General features: G+C 71.7%; 21 protein-coding genes. 13 read left to right on the top strand and 8 right to left on the bottom strand.

Annotated features, from left to right (window positions below; all coding sequences use genetic code 11):
- Positions 1 to 107: 107 nt before the first annotated feature.
- The 3 genes from WFK95_RS16545 to WFK95_RS16535 form a co-directional block, all read right to left on the bottom strand.
- Positions 108 to 818, bottom strand: a complete 711-nt coding sequence (locus WFK95_RS16545; protein WP_224647311.1) for a S1 family peptidase — start codon at positions 816 to 818, stop codon at positions 108 to 110.
- Positions 819 to 938: 120 nt separating this feature from the next.
- Positions 939 to 1,421, bottom strand: a complete 483-nt coding sequence (locus tag WFK95_RS16540) for a hotdog fold domain-containing protein (RefSeq protein ID WP_224647310.1) — start codon at positions 1,419 to 1,421, stop codon at positions 939 to 941.
- 39 nt (positions 1,422 to 1,460) lie between these two features.
- On the bottom strand, positions 1,461 to 2,474 hold the full coding sequence (locus WFK95_RS16535; protein WP_224647307.1) for an alpha/beta hydrolase family protein: 1,014 nt from the start codon (positions 2,472 to 2,474) through the stop codon (positions 1,461 to 1,463).
- 364 nt (positions 2,475 to 2,838) lie between these two features.
- Here WFK95_RS16535 and rpsJ point away from each other — a divergent pair, with 364 nt between their 5' ends.
- The 11 genes from rpsJ to rpsQ are packed head-to-tail and all read left to right on the top strand — an operon-like array spanning position 2,839 to position 8,065.
- Positions 2,839 to 3,144 (top strand): 30S ribosomal protein S10, encoded by a 306-nt coding sequence (gene rpsJ, locus WFK95_RS16530; RefSeq protein WP_003938093.1) that lies wholly within the window; start codon positions 2,839 to 2,841, stop codon positions 3,142 to 3,144.
- A 19-nt stretch (positions 3,145 to 3,163) separates the two neighbouring features.
- Positions 3,164 to 3,829, top strand: coding sequence for a 50S ribosomal protein L3 (gene rplC, locus WFK95_RS16525; protein WP_224647306.1), 666 nt, complete (start codon positions 3,164 to 3,166; stop codon positions 3,827 to 3,829).
- Positions 3,826 to 4,479: a 50S ribosomal protein L4 gene (gene rplD, locus WFK95_RS16520; RefSeq protein ID WP_224647305.1), complete on the top strand. Its 654-nt coding sequence runs from the start codon at positions 3,826 to 3,828 to the stop codon at positions 4,477 to 4,479. The genes rplC and rplD overlap by 4 nt, the downstream gene beginning before the upstream one ends.
- Positions 4,479 to 4,790 (top strand): 50S ribosomal protein L23, encoded by a 312-nt coding sequence (gene rplW, locus WFK95_RS16515; RefSeq protein ID WP_068522672.1) that lies wholly within the window; start codon positions 4,479 to 4,481, stop codon positions 4,788 to 4,790. Before rplD ends, rplW begins: the two co-directional genes overlap by 1 nt.
- Positions 4,791 to 5,627, top strand: a complete 837-nt coding sequence (rplB, locus tag WFK95_RS16510) for a 50S ribosomal protein L2 (RefSeq protein ID WP_224647304.1) — start codon at positions 4,791 to 4,793, stop codon at positions 5,625 to 5,627.
- A gap of 14 nt (positions 5,628 to 5,641) precedes the next feature.
- A complete protein-coding gene (gene rpsS / locus WFK95_RS16505; protein WP_068573204.1) occupies positions 5,642 to 5,923 on the top strand; it encodes a 30S ribosomal protein S19 in 282 nt (93 codons plus the stop codon).
- Positions 5,923 to 6,321 carry a 50S ribosomal protein L22 gene (gene rplV / locus WFK95_RS16500; protein ID WP_068522669.1) on the top strand — a complete coding sequence of 133 codons (399 nt, stop codon included), beginning with the start codon at positions 5,923 to 5,925 and terminating at the stop codon, positions 6,319 to 6,321. The genes rpsS and rplV overlap by 1 nt, the downstream gene beginning before the upstream one ends.
- 2 nt (positions 6,322 to 6,323) lie before the next feature.
- Positions 6,324 to 7,133 (top strand): 30S ribosomal protein S3, encoded by an 810-nt coding sequence (rpsC, locus tag WFK95_RS16495; RefSeq protein ID WP_068522668.1) that lies wholly within the window; start codon positions 6,324 to 6,326, stop codon positions 7,131 to 7,133.
- 4 nt (positions 7,134 to 7,137) lie between these two features.
- On the top strand, positions 7,138 to 7,554 hold the full coding sequence (rplP, locus tag WFK95_RS16490) for a 50S ribosomal protein L16 (RefSeq protein WP_224647303.1): 417 nt from the start codon (positions 7,138 to 7,140) through the stop codon (positions 7,552 to 7,554).
- Positions 7,554 to 7,784: a 50S ribosomal protein L29 gene (gene rpmC / locus WFK95_RS16485; protein WP_013128010.1), complete on the top strand. Its 231-nt coding sequence runs from the start codon at positions 7,554 to 7,556 to the stop codon at positions 7,782 to 7,784. Before rplP ends, rpmC begins: the two co-directional genes overlap by 1 nt.
- Positions 7,781 to 8,065, top strand: a complete 285-nt coding sequence (gene rpsQ / locus WFK95_RS16480) for a 30S ribosomal protein S17 (protein ID WP_068573211.1) — start codon at positions 7,781 to 7,783, stop codon at positions 8,063 to 8,065. The genes rpmC and rpsQ overlap by 4 nt, the downstream gene beginning before the upstream one ends.
- An 85-nt stretch (positions 8,066 to 8,150) precedes the next feature.
- Here the strand turns inward: rpsQ and WFK95_RS16475 are convergent, their stop codons facing one another.
- Entirely contained in the window at positions 8,151 to 8,669 is a 519-nt protein-coding gene (locus WFK95_RS16475) for a hypothetical protein (RefSeq protein ID WP_336671272.1), read from the bottom strand.
- A 102-nt stretch (positions 8,670 to 8,771) separates the two neighbouring features.
- Positions 8,772 to 9,323, bottom strand: coding sequence for a hypothetical protein (locus WFK95_RS16470; RefSeq protein WP_224647301.1), 552 nt, complete (start codon positions 9,321 to 9,323; stop codon positions 8,772 to 8,774).
- A 393-nt stretch (positions 9,324 to 9,716) separates the two neighbouring features.
- On the opposite strand from WFK95_RS16470, the gene WFK95_RS16465 reads away from it, so the two are divergent.
- Both WFK95_RS16465 and WFK95_RS16460 read left to right on the top strand, forming a co-directional pair.
- Positions 9,717 to 11,108, top strand: a complete 1,392-nt coding sequence (locus WFK95_RS16465) for a DEAD/DEAH box helicase (protein WP_224647396.1) — start codon at positions 9,717 to 9,719, stop codon at positions 11,106 to 11,108.
- 87 nt (positions 11,109 to 11,195) lie between these two features.
- The gene (locus WFK95_RS16460) at positions 11,196 to 11,522 is read left to right on the top strand and encodes a bacterial transcriptional activator domain-containing protein (RefSeq protein WP_224647300.1); all 327 of its coding nucleotides are present in this window, start codon (positions 11,196 to 11,198) and stop codon (positions 11,520 to 11,522) included.
- Here WFK95_RS16460 and WFK95_RS16455 read toward each other — a convergent pair.
- Genes WFK95_RS16455 through WFK95_RS16445 form a run of 3 tightly spaced genes read right to left on the bottom strand, consistent with a single transcriptional unit; the run spans position 11,448 to position 16,431 of the window.
- Positions 11,448 to 14,720, bottom strand: a complete 3,273-nt coding sequence (locus WFK95_RS16455; RefSeq protein ID WP_224647299.1) for a helicase HerA domain-containing protein — start codon at positions 14,718 to 14,720, stop codon at positions 11,448 to 11,450. The two genes, WFK95_RS16460 and WFK95_RS16455, sit on opposite strands and share 75 nt — an antisense overlap.
- The gene (locus tag WFK95_RS16450; protein WP_336671271.1) at positions 14,717 to 15,397 is read right to left on the bottom strand and encodes a hypothetical protein; all 681 of its coding nucleotides are present in this window, start codon (positions 15,395 to 15,397) and stop codon (positions 14,717 to 14,719) included. The genes WFK95_RS16455 and WFK95_RS16450 overlap by 4 nt, the downstream gene beginning before the upstream one ends.
- Entirely contained in the window at positions 15,397 to 16,431 is a 1,035-nt protein-coding gene (locus tag WFK95_RS16445; RefSeq protein ID WP_224650088.1) for an endonuclease domain-containing protein, read from the bottom strand. The genes WFK95_RS16450 and WFK95_RS16445 overlap by 1 nt, the downstream gene beginning before the upstream one ends.
- Positions 16,432 to 16,467 lie beyond the last annotated feature (36 nt).

Raw genomic sequence — 16,467 nt, 5'->3', positions numbered from 1 at the left:
CGGCGGACTCTCGGATTCCGTCCGAGATGGACAGCGTGTCCGAACCGGACAGAATTCGAGAGTCGACGAGACGATGGCCGGTCCGGTCCCGGCCGCCGGCCGGGCTGCTAGCCGACGACGAGCGACGTGCCGGTGGCGCGGAGCGTGGAGCCCAGGTCGTAGAACAGCGAGCCGCTGCGGGCGAGCGGACCGTCGAACGTGGCGGCGCGGCTCGCGATGCCGAGCGCGGCGTTGTCGGAGCTGCGGATGAGCGGGCCGCCGCTGTCGCCGACCTGCACCGGGATCGTGGTGGCGATGTAGCCGCCGTCCACACTCACCACGGAGCCGCAGCGCCAGCCCGACGAGACGCCCTGGCTGCACACCGCGTCGCCGGGGCGGGCGGTGCCCACCGAGGTCGGCCGGACGCGGCCGCCGGGGGCGGCCTTCGCGAGCTTCGGGTCGAGGGTGAAGACGCCCCAGTCGGGGGCGTCGGGCACGACGAAGGTGTCGGACTTGGTCAGCGCGGGCGCCGACGAGCCGGTGTTCACGCCCACGATCCGCCCGTTGACGACCACCTGCTGGCCCTGGGCGCCGCAGTGCCCGGCGTACAGGCCCACGCGGGTGCCGTCGGCCCGCTGGCCGACGAAGCCGACGGTGCACCCGCGGCCGTCGGCGACGTTGCCGACCAGCTTGGTGACCGTGAGCACGGAGCTGCCGGGGGAGACGGTCGCGACCGGCTCCGCCTGCGCGGAGGCGGGCAGGATCAGCGCGGCGACGCCGCCGAGGACGGCCACGGACGCGGCGGCGTTCCTCGGGAACGACGTGATGGTGCGGCGCATGATCCTCCTCGGGTGGGCGCAAGACTGTGCGACGGTAGCGTGCCACACGCCACACCGCCTGTAAACCGAGTGAACGACGATGCGCAGGTCAACTCGAGTGACTCGAGTTGCGAATTTTCCCTACTTCGAGGGCTTGGGTGTGACCCAGGTCGTGATCTTCGCGTGCACGACCTCGGTGCCCTTCTTGTCGCGGACGGCGATGTCGACGACCACGTCGCGCCCGGTGGTGATCGCGTCCCAGTCGATCTCCTCGGCCAGCGTCGCGGTGGCGACGAGCGAGGACTCGGCCTTGGCCAGGTAGTCGACGGTCATCGACTTCGGCAGCCAGCGGTGCGTGCCCGGCGTGGACGCCTCCATCACCATGCCCATGCCCACCTCGGCGAGGTTGCAGGCCGCGATGGCATGGAAGGTGCCGATGTGGTTCTGCACGAACCACCACTTCGGCCCGTGGACCACGGCGCGGCCGTACTCGATCTCGGAGATGTACGGGGTGACGGAGGCGAAGTACGGCGCCTTGAGCGACGCGGCGGCGGAGAAGGCCAGCTTGCCGAGCGGCTTGTCGCTGAGCGTGCGCCACATCTTGTACGTGGTGGTGTCGGTCATGGCCGCTATCTTACTCCACGGTAAGTTCGACGGTGCGCGTCACCGGGGCGGGTTCGCCGCGAGCGCGTCGAAGCCCTCGCGGGCCAGCTTCACGATGGTCTCGCGGATCCGCGGCCAGTACGGCGAGCGCACGTTGACGGGGGTGCCGTGGTTCGCCCCGTCGAGCTCCACCAGCAGCGACGGTGCGCCGAGCGCCCGCGCCGCCGCGACGAAGTCCACCGACTCCGACGCGGGCACGATCGAATCCTCCGAGCCGTGGATCGCGACGGACGGCATGAGCGGATCGATCCGCTGGATCGGGTTCGCCAGCGCGTACCGCTCCGGCACCCGGTCCGGCATGCCGCCGAGCGCCTTGCGGACGTGGTCGTTGAGGCGCGAGCTGGTGCGCATGTCGAGCACCCCCGCCATGGAGACGAAGGCGCGCGGGGTCACCGTCGGGCCGCCGCCCGCCGGCCAGGTCACTCCGGGCGACCCCGCCGGGAGCGTGCGCCGGGTGGCCGCCCACGCCGCGAGCTGGCCGCCTGCGCTGTGCCCGACCAGGATCACGTTCGACGGGTCCAGGGCCGGCGCGGACTCGGCGAGGGTGGGGACGTAGTCGACGGCGTGGCCCACGTCGGTGAAGGTGGTCGGCCAGCCGCCGCCCGAGCCGACCCGCCGGTACTCGACGTTCCACACCGCGAGGCCCTGCGCCTGCAGCGCCCGCGCGACCTCGGCCATGTACCCCGCGCTCGACCGGTTCTTCCAGCCGCCGCCGTGGATGAGCACCACCACGGGCAGGCTGCGCGGCGCGTGGGCGCCGCGGGGGAGGTAGAGGTTGCCGTAGTTCTGGCGGGGATCCGCGTTCGGGGCGGGGTAGCGGTAGCGGATCGCGTCGTCCCGCACCGCGGCGACGGGACGCGGCACGGCCCGGGACTTCGAGGCCGCGGCCGAGGACAGTGCAGCGGCACCGTCGACGGGGGTCACCGCGCAGCCGGAGCCCAGAAGGACACCGGCGCACAGGAGGACGGCCAGGAGCAACGCGCCCGGCCTCGGCGCGACGCTCCGTTCGGTCATGCCCGATATTCTTCCAGAGCGCGCCCCGGCGACGCGTGTGACGCGAATCGCACCGGCGGGATCGACCGGTTCGATTTGAAGATGCGGCCCGAGCAGTGCATACTGGTCGGGTTGCCTTGTCGGGCGGCGCGGTCCTGTATGGGGCCGTCCCACCGGCTTCGGTATCGCCCGGCTCCCCTCGAGGGAGCCACCGGAACACACGGCGGAGTATGAGCGCCAGCGCGACACGCCCGACCGCGTGGACCGGAGCAATTTGATACATGAACAGCGTCGATCGACTTCAAGCGGGATACGTTCCCGCAGGTGATTCAGCTGTCCGTGTGTCTGGCAATACGTTTGAACACTTGACGGAAGAGGACACAGCGTGGCGGGACAGAAGATCCGCATCAGGCTCAAGGCCTATGACCATGAGGCGATCGACGCGTCTGCTCGGAAGATCGTCGAGACCGTGACTCGCACCGGCGCCCGTGTCGTCGGTCCCGTGCCGCTGCCGACGGAGAAGAACGTGTACTGCGTCATCCGCTCGCCGCACAAGTACAAGGACTCGCGCGAGCACTTCGAGATGCGTACGCACAAGCGGCTGATCGACATCCTGGACCCGACGCCGAAGACGGTCGACGCGCTGATGCGCATCGATCTGCCGGCCAGCGTCGACGTGAACATCCAGTAAGCGGCTGCGGAGAAACGATATGACTGAGAACAAGATCAAGGGAATCCTGGGCACCAAGCTCGGCATGACCCAGGTCTTCGACGAGAACAACCGGGTCGTCCCGGTCACCGTCGTCAAGGCCGGGCCGAACGTGGTCACCCAGATCCGTACCCAGGCCGCTGACGGCTACGACGCCGTCCAGCTCGCCTTCGGCGCGATCGACCCCCGCAAGGTGAACAAGCCCGTCTCGGGCCAGTTCGCCAAGGCCGGTGTCACCCCGCGTCGCCACATCGCCGAGCTGCGGCTCGCCGACGCCGATGCCGCCGCCGACTACGAGGTGGGCCAGGAGCTGGGCGCCGACGTGTTCGAGGCCGGCAACTTCGTCGACGTCACCGGCGTCAGCAAGGGCAAGGGCTACGCCGGCGTCATGAAGCGCCACGGCTTCTCGGGCCTCGGCGCCAGCCACGGTGTGCAGGCCGTGCACCGTGCGCCCGGTTCCATCGGTGGCTGCGCCACCCCGGGTCGCGTCTTCAAGGGCGTCCGGATGGCCGGCCGCATGGGCTCGGACAACGTCACCACGCAGAACCTGTCCGTGTTCAAGGTGGACGCCGAGGCCGGCGTCCTGCTGATCAAGGGCGCCATCCCCGGCCGCAAGGGCGGCCTCGTGATGGTCCGTACCGCAGTGAAGGGTGGTGCTCGCGCATGAGCAAGCTGACTCTTGATGTGAAGACCGCCGACGGCAAGGTCGACGGCACCGTCGAGCTCCCCGCCGAGATCTTCGACGTCGAGCCCAACATCGCGCTGATGCACCAGGTGGTCGTCGCGCAGCTCGCCGCTGCGCGTGCCGGCACGCACTCCACCAAGACCCGCGGCGAGGTCCGCGGCGGTGGGCGCAAGCCGTACCGCCAGAAGGGCACCGGCCGCGCCCGCCAGGGCTCGACCCGCGCGCCGCAGTTCAACGGCGGTGGCACGGTGCACGGCCCGCAGCCGCGCGACTACAGCCAGCGCACCCCGAAGAAGATGAAGGCCGCCGCCCTGCGCGGTGCCCTCACCGACCGGGTTCGCGAGGACCGTATCCACGTCGTCACCGAGCTGGTGTCCGGCCAGGAGGCGTCGACCAAGACCGCGCGCCTGTTCCTGGCCGCGCTGTCGGAGCGCAAGAAGTTCCTCGTGGTCGTCGGCCGCGAGGACCTGACCGCGCAGCGCAGCGTCCAGAACCTGCCGAACGCGAAGTGGATCTACTCCGACCAGCTCAACACCTACGACGTCCTGGACGCCGATGATCTGGTGTTCAGCCGCGAGGCTCTGGGTTCGTTCATCGCGAGCGCCACGAAGACCGAGGAGGCGAACGCCTGATGGCCACCGCAACCATCCCCGCCGACCCGCGGGACATCCTGCTCGCGCCGGTGATCTCCGAGAAGGCCTACGGCCTCATCGAGGAGAACACGTACACCTTCGTGGTGCACCCGGACGCGAACAAGACGCAGATCAAGATCGCCGTGGAGAAGGTCTTCGGCGTCAAGGTCGACAGCGTCAACACCTTGAACCGCCAGGGCAAGCGCAAGCGCACCCGTGCCGGTTACGGTCAGCGCAAGAGCACCAAGCGCGCCATCGTGACCCTGAGTGCCGATAGCAAGCCCATCGACATCTTCGGAGGCGCGAGCTAAATGGCTATCCGTAAGTACAAGCCGACCACTCCGGGTCGCCGCGGCTCGTCGGGCTCGACGTTCGACGAGGTCACGCGTTCGACCCCGGAGAAGTCGCTGATCCGTCCGCTGCACGGCCGTGGTGGCCGTAACGCGCACGGCCGCATCACCACCCGGCACAAGGGTGGCGGCCACAAGCGCGCCTACCGTCTGATCGACTTCCGTCGTCACGACAAGGACGGCATCAACGCCAAGGTCGCGCACATCGAGTACGACCCCAACCGCACCTCGCGGATCGCACTGCTGCACTACTTGGACGGCGAGAAGCGTTACATCCTCGCCCCCAAGGACCTGAAGCAGGGCGACATCGTGGAGTCGGGCCCCAACGCCGACATCAAGCCGGGCAACTGCCTGCCGCTGCGGAACATCCCCGCCGGCACGGTGATCCACAACGTGGAGCTGCGTCCCGGTGGCGGTGCCAAGATGGCCCGCTCGGCCGGTGCCAGCGTCCAGCTGCTGGGCAAGGAGGGCGCGTACGCGACCCTGCGTATGCCCTCCGGCGAGATCCGTCGCGTCGACGTGCGCTGCCGCGCCACCGTCGGCGAGGTGGGCAACGCCGAGCAGAGCAACATCAACTGGGGCAAGGCCGGCCGCATGCGCTGGAAGGGCAAGCGCCCGACCGTCCGTGGTGTCGTCATGAACCCGGTGGACCACCCGCACGGTGGTGGTGAGGGTAAGACCTCCGGTGGTCGCCACCCGGTGAGCCCGTGGGGCAAGCCCGAGGGCCGCACCCGCAAGAACAAGGCGAGCGACAAGATGATCGTCCGTCGCCGCAAGTCCGGTAAGAACAAGCGCTAGGAGGGAGTTAGAGAATGCCACGCAGCCTCAAGAAGGGCCCGTTCGTCGACGACCACCTCCTCGCGAAGGTCGACGTCCAGAACGACAAGGGCACCAAGCAGGTCATCAAGACCTGGTCGCGCCGCTCCACCATCATCCCCGACTTCATCGGTCACACCTTCGCCGTCCATGACGGTCGCAAGCACGTGCCGGTGTTCGTCTCGGAGAACATGGTGGGTCACAAGCTGGGCGAGTTCGCCCCGACGCGGACGTTCAAGGGCCACATCAAGGACGACCGGAAGGCGAAGCGCCGCTAATGAGCAACGACACAGCAGCACAGACCTCGGCGTCGGCGACCGCACGTTTCGTGCGCGTCACGCCCATGAAGGCCCGTCGCGTCATCGACCTGGTCCGCGGTAAGGACGCCGAGCAGGCGCTCGCGATCCTGCGGTTCGCGCCGCAGGCCGCGAGCGAGCCCGTCGCCAAGGTTCTCGCGTCGGCCATCGCCAACGCGCAGAACAACCTGGGCCTCGACCCGCGCACCCTGGTCGTCTCGGAGGCGTACGCCAACGAGGGCCCGACCATGAAGCGCATCCAGCCGCGGGCCCAGGGCCGCGCGTACCGGATCCGCAAGCGCACCAGCCACATCACCGTGGTGGTCGAGTCGGTCGAGTCGAAGAAGCCCGCCGCCAGCCGGAACCGGAAGGGAGCGTAAGCATGGGTCAGAAGATCAATCCCCACGGCTTCCGCCTCGGCATCACCACGGACTGGAAGTCCCGCTGGTACGCCGATAAACAGTACTCGGAGTACGTCAAGGAAGACGTCCAGATCCGTAAGCGTCTGACCGACAGCCTCGAGCGTGCCGGCATCAGCAAGATCGAGATCGAGCGCACCCGGGACCGCGTGCGGGTGGACATCCACACCGCGCGTCCGGGCATCGTCATCGGCCGCCGCGGCGCCGAGGCCGATCGCATCCGCTCGGAGCTGGAGAAGCTCACCAAGAAGCAGGTGCAGCTCAACATCCTCGAGGTGAAGAACTCCGAGGCCGACGCCCAGCTCGTCGCGCAGGGCATCGCGGAGCAGCTGAGCAACCGCGTGGCGTTCCGCCGCGCGATGCGCAAGGCGATCCAGTCGGCGATGCGTCAGCCGAACGTCAAGGGTATCCGGGTCCAGTGCTCGGGTCGCCTTGGCGGCGCGGAGATGAGCCGCAGCGAGTTCTACCGCGAGGGCCGCGTGCCCCTGCACACGCTGCGCGCCGACATCGACTACGGCCTGCACGAGGCGAAGACCACCTTCGGGCGGATCGGCGTCAAGGTGTGGATCTACAAGGGCGACGTCGTGGGCGGCCGGCGCGAGCTGGCGGCACCGTCGAACGACGACCGTCGCGGCCCGCGTCGTGAGCGCCCGCAGCGCCCGCGTCGCAGCGGCGCGTCGGGCACGACCGCCACCAGCACCGAAGCCGGTCGCGCCGCAACGGAGGAGACTCCTGTGGCGGCGGCTCCGGCTGCAACGAACCAGGAGGGCTGACGCCATGTTGATCCCCCGTCGGGTGAAGCACCGCAAGCAGCACCACCCCGGCCGTTCCGGCCAGTCCAAGGGCGGCAACCATGTGACGTTCGGTGACTACGGCATCCAGGCTCTCGAGCCCGCCTACATCACCAACCGTCAGATCGAGTCCGCTCGTATCGCCATCAACCGGCACATCAAGCGTGGCGGCAAGGTCTGGATCAACATCTTCCCGGACCGCCCCCTCACGAAGAAGCCCGCCGAGACCCGCATGGGTTCCGGTAAGGGTTCGGTCGAGTGGTGGGTCGCGAACGTCAAGCCCGGTCGCGTGCTGTTCGAGATGACCTACCCCAATGAGGAGACCGCTCGCGAGGCCCTGCGTCGCGCCCAGCACAAGCTCCCCTGCAAGACCCGCATCGTGACCCGAGAGGAGCAGTTCTGATGTCGAACACCGTCGCCGCTGATCTTCGCGGTCTCACCGCGGACGAGCTGGTGGAGAAGCTGCGCGAGGCCAAGGAGGAGCTGTTCAACCTGCGGTTCCAGATGGCCACCGGGCAGATGAGCAACAACCGTCGCCTGCGCACCGTGCGTACCGACATCGCCCGGATCTACACGATCCTGCGCGAGCGGGAGCTCGGCCTGGCCTCGGGCCCGGAGGGTGACGCCGCATGAGTGAGAACGGAAGCAATGTGACCACCGAGGAGCGGAACAGCCGCAAGGTCCGCATCGGGTACGTCGTGTCCGACAAGATGGAGAAGACCATCGTCGTCGAGCTCGAGGACCGCGTGAAGCACTCCCTGTACGGCAAGATCATCCGCACCACCTCCAAGGTGAAGGCGCATGACGAAGAGGGCGTCGCCGGTGTCGGCGACCGCGTCCGGATCATGGAGACCCGTCCGCTGAGCGCCAGCAAGCACTGGCGCCTGGTGGAGGTGCTGGAGAAGGCCAAGTAGGCCCACCCGCACCGCACAGACGACGAAGGCCCCCGTCCACTCCGCGAGGAGAGGACGGGGGCCTTCGCGTCGTTCCGGGGTGGGGTCAGAGCTTCTTTCCGACGGCGACGACCGCGTTGCAGGCGTCGTACACGCGCTGGAGGGCCGGGTTGGACAGCTTCCACGTGGCGCCTTCGCTGCCGCGGGCCGTGCGGTCGGCGGCGAGGGCGCGCGAGTACTCGGTCAGGCGGGTCTGGTAGGTCCGCAGCGCCGCGACCAACTGCGGGTTCGACGCGGCGCGGCCGATGGTGCCCGGCAGCGTGCCCAGCTCGACGCGCAGCGCGTTCTGCTCGGCGTCGAGCGTCGGGGCGATGCCCTCCCAGGTCCAGTCCTTGTTCTTGGTGGCCTGGACGGCGGCGCGGCTCGCGGCCTGCCGCGGCGCGCGGTTGGTGTTCCACAGGTCGTACGCGGCGCGGGCGGGCGAGGCCGCCGGCGCGCCGGGCGCCGCCGGCGCGCCGGGAACCGGCGTCGGCGCGGCGGCGGCGACACCGGCGAGGGGAGTGGCGAGGGCGGCGGCCAGCAGGCCGGCGGAGACGGTGCGGGCGCCCCAGATACGAATGGTCACGATGATTACCTCTCGATGTCAAATGATGAACATCAAGAAGATAGCCCGGCGAACGACGTCAGTGTACGGAAATCTTCGTGATCTCGAACACGTAGTTGTCGATCAGGCGCAAACGCGACGCACGGCGCTGGCCGCATCGCCCAGCGCCGAGAACGCCGGGTTGCTCTTGACCCAGGTGTTCTCGCCCGAGCCGCGCGCGGCCTGATCGGCCCGCAGGCCGTCGTTGTAGGCGTCGAGCTTGGCCTTGTAGTCCGTGATCGCGGTCTTGATCGTGGGCGCGAGGTTCTCCGTCGCGATGATGCCCGGCAACCGGCCGGTCTCCGTGGCGATGGCGGCGAACTCCGCGTTGATCAGGCCGGTGATGCCGTCCCAGGTCCACTTCGGGTCCTTGGTGAAGGCGACGGTGGCGCGGCTCGCGACGATGCGGGTGTCGTACCCGGACTGCCACGAGGAGCACGCGGACTTGCCCGCGGCCGCCGCGGCGGCGGCCCGCGACGACGCGATGGTGCTCTGATAGGCGGCGACGTCCTGCGGGTCCGCCGAGCCGGTCCCCGCCACCGAGCCGCAACCGGCCAGTGCGAACAGTGAAGCCCCGACGACCAGTGCCGCGCCCCCGCGGCCGCGGAGCGGATGGATCCTCGTACGTGCGGTCATGATCATGCCTCCCCTGGTGCGCGTCGACGTGCGCGCCTTATGACTGCATTGTCGCTCATGAATCGCCTCCGCGTTTCATGAGGGTGCGAACGCACAGTGTGTGAGCATCGGCACTCCACCATCGATTATGCGGGACGATGCGAACAGGTTTGCTATGCTGTGGAACATGCGGGACGGTGACGTCCCGCGCCGTCGTAGGGCACCCGGGCCCCTGACTCGCCGATCTCGGCTCGAGACCATTTCCCGGTTCTTTTCTTGCGGCGAACGGATGCGGCCACCGCCGCCTTCGCCACCACCACCGTTAGGTACCCCCTTACCGTGAGCACCCCTGTGTCCACCCGTTCCTTCGCCGACCTCGGCGTCCCCTCGAACCTCATCGCCGCCCTGAACGACATGGACCGCAGCACGCCGTTCCCCATTCAGGCCGACACCCTCCCCGACACCCTCGCCGGCCGCGACGTGCTCGGCCGCGGGAAGACGGGCTCGGGCAAGACCCTGGCCTTCGCGATCCCGCTGGTCGCGCGCATCGCCGGGCATCGCGCCCCCGCGGGCAAGCCGTCGGGCCTCGTCCTCGCCCCCACGCGTGAGCTGGCCACCCAGATCACCGCCACCGTCGAGCCGCTGGCCCGCGCCGCCGGCCTGCGCGTCACCACGATCTTCGGCGGGGTGAAGCAGACCCGCCAGGAGCAGGCGCTGAGCAACGGCGTCGACATCGTCGTCGCGTGCCCCGGCCGCCTCGAGGACCTGATGCGGCAGCGCATCGTCGACCTGTCGCGGGTCGAGGTCACCGTGCTCGACGAGGCCGACCACATGGCCGACCTCGGCTTCCTGCCCGTCGTCACCCGGATCCTGGCCGCGACCCCGGCCGGCGGCCAGCGGATGCTGTTCTCCGCCACGCTGGACAACGGCGTCGACAAGCTGGTCCGCAAGTTCCTCACCGACCCGGTCTCGCACTCCGTCGACCCCGAGAACTCGCCGGTCGTCGCCATGACGCACCACGTCTTCGAGGTGGGCGGCAAGGACGACAAGAACGAGCTGGTGCGCGCCCTCGCCTCGGGCACGGGCCGCCGCATCCTGTTCACCCGCACCAAGCACCAGGCCAAGAAGCTGGCGAAGCAGCTCACCGCCGACGGCATCCCCGCGCGCGACCTGCACGGCAACCTCAGCCAGCCGCAGCGCGACCGCAACCTCGAGGCCTTCAGCACCGGCACCGCCCGCGTGCTCGTCGCCACCGACATCGCGGCCCGCGGCGTCCACGTCGACGACATCGAGCTCGTCGTCCACGTCGACCCGCCGGCCGAGCACAAGGCCTACCTGCACCGCAGCGGCCGCACGGCCCGCGCCGGCAACGAGGGCACCGTCGTCACCGTGATGACCTCCGATCAGCGCAAGGACACCCAAGCGCTGCTCAAGAAGGCCGCGATCAGCGCCCGGCCCGTCGCCGTGACCGCCGCGTCGCCGGTCGTCGTCGACCTCGTCGGCGAGGTCGCGCCGTACGTCACCCCCGAGCCCGTCGCGCCGCAGCCGCAGCAGCAGCGCAGGTCCGGCGGCGGTCACGCCCCGGGCCGGGGCCGCGCCGGGCGCGGCAAGGGCACCGGGCAGCGGTCCGACGGTGCCGGTCGCGGCCAGGGCGGTTCCGCCGGTCAGGGCGGCCAGCAGCGTCGTCAGGGCCAGGGCGGCCAGCAGCGCTCCGGCGCCCGGCAGGCACCGTCCGGCCAGGGCCGCCCGCAGGGCCAGGGCAGCGCCCAGCAGCCCCGCCGTCGCGCCACCCGCCCCGCGGGCTGACGCCCGCCCGCACAATCGGGTAGTCGGCTACTCGTTCGCAGCGCGCCTCGCCGGGGTCCAATGGACCCAGGGAATCGGAGGTGCGCGATGGACGGATCGAACGGCGGCCGTGACGCCGTCGAGGCGGCGACCGCGGCGGTGCGCCGCGACCCGCTCCGCGCGGACGCGCACCGCGCCCTCGCCCGGGCCCACCTCGACGCCGGCGACCTCTGCGGGGCCCGCGCCGCGGTGCAGCGCTACGCGCAGCTGACGCGGCGCGAGCTCGGCGCCGAGCCGGCGCCGGACCTCTGGACGATGGTCGGGCTGCCCGCGTGGACCCACGCGCGTGCCGCCCGGTCGTCAGCCGCGGGCGATCGCCAGCACCTCGTCCTCGGTGGGCGGACTGGCGGCGTGATGGCTCAGGCACATCGGTGAGTGCAGGCGCACCGTCGCCGCGCCGGCCCCGAGATAGAAGTCGCCCGCGCCCAGCCCGCCGATGCCGTCGAGCCGCCCGCCGCGGGCGGCGGCCAGGTCCTTCGCGGCCTGGATCTGCACCGGCGCGTTGAGCTTGCCGTAGAAGTGCGTCGCGCTGTTGCCGACGATCTTGTCGTGCAGGCCCTTCGGGGCCTGCGTCGCGAACACCAGCCCCAGCCCGTACTTGCGGGCCTGCGAGGCGAGCAGCAGCGTCGACTCCGTGGACGGCTTCACCGACCCCGACGGCGCGATCTGTTGCGCCTCGTCCATCACCAGTAGCGAACCCAGCGGACGATCGCCCGCGGGATGGCGCTTGATCCAGGAGAACAGCGCCAGTTGCAGCTGCGCGACGAAGGTCTGCCGCTGCGTCTCGTCGGGCAGGCCGATGAGGCTGATCACCGAGATCCGCGCGCGCTTGCCGTCCGCGGGGGTCAGCAGTGTCGCCGGGTCGACCGCCTCGCCGCGGCCGCCGAGCAGCGGGTTGTTGATGAGCGCCGCCTGCAGGTTCGCGGCGAGCTCGGGCGCCAGCTTGTCGGCGCTGCCGAGGCTGCTGCGCGTCGAATCCCACGCGCCGAGGAACTCGGCGAACGCCCGGATGTCGGCGCGGCCGATCTCCCGGCCGTAGGCGTCGAGCGCCTCGCGCAGGATCGCGCGCTGCTGCTCGCGGCGCGATCCGCCCACGCCGACGTGCTGTTCCAGCGCGCTCGCGCACGCCTCCACGGCCATCGCGAAGCCTTCCCGCGCCTCCTGCGCGTCGAGATCGTCGCCGTCCATGCCCGCGCGCAGCGCCGCGAAGTCCGGGATCGGCTGCAGCACCAGCGGTCGCGCGGACGCCCGGTTCGGCGTCCACACCACCACGTCCGTGTCGGCGAGGTAGGTGCGCGCCCGCTCGGCGTCGCCCTCCCACCAGCCCGACGGCTCCTGCGGCCACGCCTCGCCGAGCCGGGACAGGTCGTTGTTCGGGTCCAGCACGATCGCCGACACCCCGCGCAGCGCGCACTCCTCGATGAGCCGGCGGATCAGCACCGTCTTCCCCGAGCCGGAGCCGGCGAAGATCGCGGTGTGCTTGCGCAGCTCGGCGAGGTCGACGGTGACGGGCGCGTGGTCCGGGCCTAGGCCGACGGCGATGCCCGCCGGGCCCGACGGTGCCGCCGGCGCGGCCGGGACCTCGGCCTTCGGTGCCGCGGGCTCCGGGCGCGGGGTCGGCGGCCCGCCGAACATGACGTCGGCGACGGAGCTCGACAGCCCGCCCACGCGGCCCACCGCGTCGCCGGGGATCATGCCGCGGGCGCGGCGCGAGGCGGGGCGCTCGGCCGCGGGCTTCGGGGCGCCGTCGAGCCCCGCGAACATCCGCAGCCCGTGCGCGGGCCGCCGCGCCGTGAGCCAGTCGTCGAGGCCGTCGGGCCCGTTCGCGATGATCCGGCCCAGCGCGTCGAGGGTGGCGAGATCGGCCTCGTCGAGGGGGAGCAGCTCCGCGCCGCGCTCCACGGCGTCGGCGATCACCGACGACGCCTTCGGGCTGGTCGGCCAGGGCGTGGAGCGCAGCAGGAAGAGCTTGCGCCGGTCCATCCCGGCGGCGACGCCGGCCGCCGTCGCGGCGCTCTGGACGCGGTTGGTGGTGGCGACGGCGTTGGAAGCGGGGATCGCGCGGAAGGCCCAGTGCTGCTCGTCCTCGACGCGGCCGGGTAGGCGGCGCCGCAGCCGGCCGTCGAGCTGCTTGTTGCCGCGCTCGATCTGGAAGCCGTCGCCGCCGTCCTCGCGGGTCCACGCCCGCAGGCCGGCCTCGATGAGGCCGCCCATCCGCTTGTCGGCGACGGCCTGGTCGGTCGCCACGTCGCCGACGCGGGCCCGGATCCGCAGCGCCTCGAACTGTTCGTCGATGCGGGCCAGCACGTCGACGGGCGGGTCCGCGGGGGGCTCGGCGGGCTCCATCGGCGTCGGCTCCGGGACCGACGGCGCCACGCGCGCCGGCCCGTCGTCGAAGGAGGCGAGCTCGAAGTCCGTGCGGGTGGTGACGCACGCCCGGATGTGCGCATCGACCTTGGTGAGCAGGTCGCGCGGGGTGTGGTGCACCGCGGAGGCGAAGGCCTCCGGCGCGATCGGCCAGGTGGGGTGCGGCGGGACGAACTCCTTCGCGCGGTACGCGGCCGTGAGCCTCCGCTCGACGATGGCGCGGGCGATGGCACCGTCGGGCAGCGACTTGAGCGGGCCGACCACTCGGAACCGGGCGGCGACGGATGCGGTGGCCCGGCTGGAGAGCGTCTCCCACGCCGTCGGCAGCATGCAGGCGACGGTCACCGTGCGATAGAGGCCCTGGCGCAGCGACATCAGGCCGTGGCCCACCTGCTCGATGACCTCGCTCTCCGCGGCGTCCGGCGCGGTGAGGGTGGCCGCGGACTGCGCGAGCAGGGTGTCGATCTGGTCGACGGCGAAGACGGTCGCCGCGGTCTCCGCCATGAACGCCGAGACCGCGCGGACCGTCTCCACGGCGGGGAAGCCGTGCGCGGGCAGCCCCCAGTGCAGGCGCTCGGCGGCGGTCTCCTCGACCTCGATGTCGTCGAGGAAGGCGGAGCCGAGGTCGGCGAGACGGGTGTCCGGGGAGGCCAGCAGCACCAGCGCGCGCAGCACGCCGTGGTACTGCCGCACCTGCGGGCGGCGCTTGCTCATCGCGGCGACGAGCGCGTCCAGGCCCTCCGGCGTGGGCACCGCGTCGCCCGAGAACTCGCGGCGGTGCGCGCGCGAGAGCCCGGCCTCGTCGGAGAGCAGCCACAGCAGCTGCGCGAGCTGGGTCTCGTGGTCGCGGGCGGGGCGCAGCAGCGAGCTGCGCAGCGAGGTCAGCGCGGCGCGCCAGAAGTCGGAGGCGTCGAGCAGCTCCAGCAGCACGAAGTAATGGCCGGCCGCCTGCACCTCGGACCGGAACCGGGTGAGCAGGTGGGTCTTCCCGGTGCCCGCGTTGCCGGTGATCACCAGGCCCGTCGGGGAGGCGCCGGTCGACGCGACGGCGTCGCCGAGGGCGTCCTCGAGGTCCTCCCAGACGTCGGTGTGCAGGCCGTCGACGTGCGTGTCCTCCGCTGCGGCGTCCCACACCTCCTCGTACGTGGGCGCCCAGCTCAGGCGGACGGAACGCAGCGCCGCGCGCTGGGTGTCGGAAAGCGTCATCGGGTGATCCGTATCGCGTGCAGGGGACGGCCGCCCAGCTGCAGCGCGGCGGCGTGATCGTCCGGGGTGAGGGCCTTGAGGTTGTCCTCGGCGACGATGTGCACGCCGGGCTCGGGGTACAGGGCGCGCAGGCCCTCGTCGACGACGGTGCGCGGCACGCCGGGCAGCGCCGCCCGCAGGTCGCGCAGGGCCACCCAGGCGCCCAGCGCCGCGACCGCGCGGTAGGCGGCCCGCACCCGGTCCGCGGGCGGGCCGTCGGGGACGGATTCGTGCCGGGCGGGGGCCGGCGGCACCGTCGGGGCCGGAGCGGGCGGGGGCGGATCGGCGGGCGTGACCACCTCGCCCAGCGCGAGCGACTCGCGGCGCAGGTACCGGCCGATGCCGGCGGCGAAGGTGAACAGCGCGCGCAGCTGCGGCGTCGCGCGCGGCGGGGGAGTGGACTCGAGCAGTTCCGAGGCCGCGGCCCAGCCGCGGTCGGTGAGGGAGAGCAGCAGCGCGCGGCGCTCGCCGACCTCGACGTCCAGCAGGCCGCGCTCGACCAGCTTGCGCCGCGACGGGGCCTCCAGCGCGGGGCCGAGCAGCTTGAGGTCGGGGTTGCGCACCGGCTCGACGGCCGACGCGAGCACGAGCAGCACCGCGGATTCCGTGCCCGTGAGCCCCGCGATCGACTCGCCCATCACGCACCCCTCCCGTGGCCCGATCCCGTTGCAGTGACCAATGTACGGATGATCGACATGGATTCCGCGAGGTCGTCCATGATCCGCGCGTTGGTCAGCCGCAGCACCCGGAAGCCGGCCAGCATGAGGTCGGCGTCGCGGCGCCGGTCGGCCTCGTACTTCTCGCGTCCGCGGTGGTCCGGCCCGTCGACCTCCACCACCAGGCGGGGCTGCGGGAACAGCAGGTCGACGCGGACGGGCCGGGCCAGCGGCCCCAGGTCGATGGCGTAGTTCCAGTGCCGCGCGGATGCCCACGCCTGGCCCACCAGCCCCCGCTCGAGGCACTGCTCCGCCGCGCTCGCCGGGTGCGGCTTGCCCGCGACGGGCGGGAACGCGGGCAGCGGCTCGAGCCCGACGGTGAACTCCGACGGCCCGCGGCGCGGCTCCGCGGCGAGCGGCGGACCGTCGACCACCGGGAACCGGTCCAGCGGCGCCGCGCCCGGCCCGAACAGCCAGACGCTGCTGTCTCCTCGCGCCAGCCACTGTGACGCGCTGGAGAGGGCGTCGCCGAGGTGCGGGGCGAGTGGCCGTTCGACGTCGATCGCGAGCGCCACCGACGGGGCGTGGTAGCTGCGGGTCAGGGCGTACTCGAGGGCGTCCCGACGGTCGGCGGCGGGCAGCTCGGCGAAGCTGCGGCCCGACTCGGGCCGCAGCGCCGCGGTGGCGAGCGCGCCGAGCGCCGTGCCGATCCCGGCACCGCCGTCGTGCCGGTGCGCGAGCTCGCGGGCGGCGAACCGGTCGAGGATCCCGCCGGATTCGGGGGCGAGCGACGGGTCCGGCAGCCAGGCGGGAAAGACCTCGAAGGCCACGGCGACCTCCCGGGTCAGCACGTCGTCGATGATCGCGCCGGGGGAGGAGGGCAGCGGCTGCGTGAGGCCCGGGAAGACCACGACCGGGTCCTGCGGCCCGCGGCGCTCGGCGGCGGAGGCGAGCGCGGCGGCGGAGGTGCCCCGCAGTCGCGCCACCCCGCGCGCGGGCAGATCGGAGAGCTGCACGAGATGAAGTTACGGCATCGCGATCGCATCCGTAGG

The organism is Tsukamurella sp. USMM236, assembly GCF_037148755.1.
GTDB lineage: Bacteria > Actinomycetota > Actinomycetes > Mycobacteriales > Mycobacteriaceae > Tsukamurella.
The sequence above is the reverse complement of the archived record's forward strand: the minus strand, read 5'-3'. Positions and strand labels throughout refer to the sequence as shown.

Excerpts from the sequence above, each read along its gene's own strand:
- rpsS (WP_068573204.1), top strand. The coding sequence starts at position 5,642 with ATGCCACGCAGCCTCAAGAAGGGCCCGTTCGTCGACGACCACCTCCTC.
- rpsC (WP_068522668.1), top strand. The coding sequence starts at position 6,324 with ATGGGTCAGAAGATCAATCCCCACGGCTTCCGCCTCGGCATCACCACG.
- WFK95_RS16455 (WP_224647299.1), bottom strand. The coding sequence starts at position 14,720 with ATGACGCTTTCCGACACCCAGCGCGCGGCGCTGCGTTCCGTCCGCCTG.
- WFK95_RS16545 (WP_224647311.1), bottom strand. The coding sequence starts at position 818 with ATGCGCCGCACCATCACGTCGTTCCCGAGGAACGCCGCCGCGTCCGTG.
- WFK95_RS16465 (WP_224647396.1), top strand. The coding sequence starts at position 9,717 with ATGGACCGCAGCACGCCGTTCCCCATTCAGGCCGACACCCTCCCCGAC.
- rplB (WP_224647304.1), top strand. The coding sequence starts at position 4,791 with ATGGCTATCCGTAAGTACAAGCCGACCACTCCGGGTCGCCGCGGCTCG.
- rpsQ (WP_068573211.1), top strand. The coding sequence starts at position 7,781 with ATGAGTGAGAACGGAAGCAATGTGACCACCGAGGAGCGGAACAGCCGC.
- WFK95_RS16470 (WP_224647301.1), bottom strand. The coding sequence starts at position 9,323 with ATGACCGCACGTACGAGGATCCATCCGCTCCGCGGCCGCGGGGGCGCG.
- rplP (WP_224647303.1), top strand. The coding sequence starts at position 7,138 with ATGTTGATCCCCCGTCGGGTGAAGCACCGCAAGCAGCACCACCCCGGC.
- WFK95_RS16450 (WP_336671271.1), bottom strand. The coding sequence starts at position 15,397 with ATGGGCGAGTCGATCGCGGGGCTCACGGGCACGGAATCCGCGGTGCTG.
- rpmC (WP_013128010.1), top strand. The coding sequence starts at position 7,554 with ATGTCGAACACCGTCGCCGCTGATCTTCGCGGTCTCACCGCGGACGAG.
- WFK95_RS16460 (WP_224647300.1), top strand. The coding sequence starts at position 11,196 with ATGGACGGATCGAACGGCGGCCGTGACGCCGTCGAGGCGGCGACCGCG.
- rplC (WP_224647306.1), top strand. The coding sequence starts at position 3,164 with ATGACTGAGAACAAGATCAAGGGAATCCTGGGCACCAAGCTCGGCATG.
- rplD (WP_224647305.1), top strand. The coding sequence starts at position 3,826 with ATGAGCAAGCTGACTCTTGATGTGAAGACCGCCGACGGCAAGGTCGAC.
- WFK95_RS16540 (WP_224647310.1), bottom strand. The coding sequence starts at position 1,421 with ATGACCGACACCACCACGTACAAGATGTGGCGCACGCTCAGCGACAAG.
- WFK95_RS16535 (WP_224647307.1), bottom strand. The coding sequence starts at position 2,474 with ATGACCGAACGGAGCGTCGCGCCGAGGCCGGGCGCGTTGCTCCTGGCC.
- rplV (WP_068522669.1), top strand. The coding sequence starts at position 5,923 with ATGAGCAACGACACAGCAGCACAGACCTCGGCGTCGGCGACCGCACGT.
- rplW (WP_068522672.1), top strand. The coding sequence starts at position 4,479 with ATGGCCACCGCAACCATCCCCGCCGACCCGCGGGACATCCTGCTCGCG.